Raw genomic sequence first — 2500 nt, forward strand, 5'->3', positions numbered from 1 at the left:
TGGTTGCGGGGGCAGGATTTGAACCTGCGGCCTTCAGGTTATGAGCCTGACGAGCTACCGGGCTGCTCCACCCCGCGTTACCAGCGTAAATCCCTATGGGATTTATCGCGACAGCATCACAGGGACGCTGTGATGCATGCTGCTGGAGTAAATTGCGGAGCAATTTATCTCCTTTAAGGGGCGCACCTGATTTTGTACGCCATTTTTATTGCCTTTAAATCTTTGCCTTGAATGACAAAAGGCCGCATGTAGCGGCCCTTTTTGTCGGCTGGGCCGAAGAGTGTGATTGAGAAGATTTTGAGTTGCGTTTTGCAGACCTGGCAGCGACCTACTCTCCCGCGTCTTGAGACGAAGTACCATTGGCGCTGGGGCGTTTCACGGCCGTGTTCGGAATGGGAACGGGTGCGGCCGCCCCGCGATAACCACCAGGTCGGCAAAACGCAACATATGATCCATGCGTTTCGCATGGATCATATGATTGCTTGTTTATTGGTGTACCTTATCCTGTTCGCTTGCCGCTCACAGGGGACACCAATTGGCCATACGGTCACCTCGCATATGAGGCAACGTCTGATCCAAGCGATCACAGACCATGTTTTCACATGGAAACTGTTGTTTCGAGAAGCTGGAGAGCCGAAGCTCTATTTAATTTAACACGTCTTTCTGTGACTGGTCCGTTTACCTGCCTTGCCCGAGGTCGAGCGTGGCAGCCATACAGGACGCTAGTCCGTCGCGCCTTCCGGTTTTTGCTGCCAAGCAAAATACCTTATGGCGCGCGCCGTCCGCAGGGCCTTTGGCCCGTGAGGACAGAAGATGATGTCATCGAACTTTGTTCGATGAACATAATCAATGGGAACGAAGAAGTCGATCGAGCTATTAGTAACGGTAAGCTTCACACATTGCTGTGCTTCCACACCCGTCCTATCGACGTGGTCGTCTTCCACGGCTCTGATAGGGAACACTCGTTTTCAGGTTGGTTTCCCGCTTAGATGCCTTCAGCGGTTATCCATTCCGTATATAGCTACTCTGCTATGCCCTTGGCAGGACAACAGATCCACCAGAGATACGTCCATCCCGGTCCTCTCGTACTAGGGACAGATCCTGTCAATATTCCTACACCCACGGCAGATAGGGACCGAACTGTCTCACGACGTTCTGAACCCAACTCACGTACCGCTTTAAATGGCGAACAGCCATACCCTTGGGACCTGCTCCAGCCCCAGGATGCGATGAGTCGACATCGAGGTGCCAAACAACCCCGTCGATATGGACTCTTGGGGGTCATCAGCCTGTTATCCCCGGCGTACCTTTTATCCGTTGAGCGATGGCCCTTCCACACGGGACCACCGGATCACTATGACCGACTTTCGTCTCTGCTCGACTTGTCAGTCTCGCAGTCAGGCTAGCTTATGCCATTGCACTCGACGACCGATTTCCGACCGGTCTGAGCTAACCATCGCGCGCCTCCGTTACTCTTTCGGAGGCGACCGCCCCAGTCAAACTACCCACCATACACTGTCCCGGATCCGGATAACGGACCGCGGTTAGACATCCACGAAGATAAGGGTGGTATTTCAAGGATGGCTCCACAGAAACTGGCGTCCCTGCTTCAAAGCCTACCACCTATCCTACACATGCCTTGGCGAATGCCAGTGTAAAGCTATAGTAAAGGTGCACGGGGTCTTTCCGTCTGACCGCAGGAACCCCGCATCTTCACGGGGAATTCAATTTCACTGAGTCTATGTTGGAGACAGCGGGGAAGTCGTTACGCCATTCGTGCAGGTCGGAACTTACCCGACAAGGAATTTCGCTACCTTAGGACCGTTATAGTTACGGCCGCCGTTTACTGGGGCTTCAGTTCAGAGCTTGCACCCCTCCCTTTAACCTTCCAGCACCGGGCAGGCGTCAGACCCTATACGTCGTATTGCTACTTCGCAGAGCCCTGTGTTTTTGATAAACAGTCGCTACCCCCTGGTCTGTGCCACCCCATCATACTTGCGTACAAAAGGGTCACGCTTCTTCCGAAGTTACGCGTGCAATTTGCCGAGTTCCTTCAACATAGTTCTCTCAAGCGCCTTGGTATACTCTACCTGACCACCTGTGTCGGTTTCGGGTACGGTCTATACGGTGGAGCTATTTCCTGGAACCTCTTCGCCGCCCAACCAATCCAATAAGGTTGAACAACACACGAGATCCGTCACTACCACCAGGCCCACGAATATTAACGTGGTTCCCATCGACTACGCGTGTCCGCCTCGTCTTAGGGGCCGGCTAACCCTGCTCAGATTAACTTTAAGCAGGAACCCTTGGTCTTTCGGCGAGGGAGTCTCTCACTCCCTTTATCGTTACTCATGTCAACATTCGCACTTCCGATATCTCCAGGGCCCCTCACAGGTACCCCTTCACAGACTTACGGAACGCTCCGCTACCACTTGCACAAAGTGCAAATCCTCAGCTTCGGTGCATGGCTTTAGCCCCGTTACATTTTCGGCGCAAAGAC

The 2500-nt window shown here is 53.2% G+C and carries 1 tRNA gene and 2 rRNA genes (1 of these 3 cut by a window edge); all 3 read right to left on the reverse strand.

Annotation, left to right across the window (positions count from 1 at the left end):
- Nucleotides 1–77, reverse strand: a tRNA-Met gene (locus ACQZ48_RS23265).
- Nucleotides 78–315: 238 nt separating this feature from the next.
- A 5S ribosomal RNA gene (gene rrf, locus ACQZ48_RS23270) occupies nucleotides 316–430 on the reverse strand.
- Between the two features lie 425 nt (nucleotides 431–855).
- A 23S ribosomal RNA gene (locus ACQZ48_RS23275) occupies nucleotides 856–2500 on the reverse strand; it runs 1407 nt beyond the window's last position.

The sequence above is a fragment of the Agrobacterium sp. 22-209-1 genome (assembly GCF_053522485.1).